Here is a 1,006-nt window from a genome sequence, read left to right on the forward strand (position 1 = left end):
CCGGTGTCGGTGCAGTCGATGACGACGACGCGTACGTCGGACATCGGGGCCACCTTGCAGCAGATCGCGGAGCTGACGGCTTCGGGCTGCCAGATCGTGCGGGTGGCGTGTCCGACGCAGGACGACGCGGACGCGTTGGCGACGATCGCGCGGAAGTCGCAGATCCCGGTGATCGCGGACATCCACTTCCAGCCGAAGTACGTGTTCGCGGCGATCGAGGCGGGCTGTGCGGCGGTGCGGGTGAACCCGGGCAACATCAAGCAGTTCGACGACAAGGTGAGGGAGATCGCCAAGGCGGCGAAGGACCACGGCACGCCGATCCGTATCGGGGTGAACGCGGGTTCCCTGGACCGTCGGCTGCTGCAGAAGTACGGGAAGGCGACTCCGGAGGCGCTGGTGGAGTCGGCGCTGTGGGAGGCGTCCCTCTTCGAGGAGCACGACTTCCGGGACATCAAGATCTCGGTCAAGCACAACGACCCGGTCGTGATGATCGAGGCCTACCGCCAGCTCGCCGCCCAGTGCGAGTACCCCCTCCACCTCGGTGTCACCGAGGCCGGTCCCGCCTTCCAGGGCACGATCAAGTCGGCGGTGGCCTTCGGTGCGCTGCTCTCCGAGGGGATCGGCGACACCATCCGGGTGTCGCTGTCCGCGCCGCCGGTCGAGGAGATCAAGGTCGGTATCCAGATCCTGGAGTCGCTGAACCTGCGTCAGCGCGGTCTGGAGATCGTCTCCTGTCCGTCCTGCGGCCGGGCCCAGGTCGACGTCTACAAGCTGGCCGAGGAGGTCACGGCGGGTCTGACCGGTATGGAGGTGCCGCTGCGCGTCGCGGTCATGGGCTGTGTCGTCAATGGTCCCGGTGAGGCCCGCGAGGCCGACCTGGGGGTGGCCTCCGGCAACGGCAAGGGGCAGATCTTCGTCAAGGGGCAGGTCATCAAGACCGTCCCGGAGTCGAAGATCGTGGAGACCCTGATCGAGGAGGCCATGAAGATCGCCGAGCAGATGGAGC

At 67.1% G+C, this 1,006-nt stretch carries 1 protein-coding gene; it reads left to right on the plus strand.

The genetic code is table 11. The features are described from left to right. A partial coding sequence (gene ispG / locus ABZ818_RS42915; RefSeq protein WP_361427818.1) for a flavodoxin-dependent (E)-4-hydroxy-3-methylbut-2-enyl-diphosphate synthase occupies positions 1-1,006 on the plus strand: 1,006 nt, incomplete at both ends.

Origin of the sequence: Streptomyces sp. NPDC047453, from assembly GCF_040643155.1 — a bacterium.
Lineage (GTDB): Bacteria > Actinomycetota > Actinomycetes > Streptomycetales > Streptomycetaceae > Streptomyces.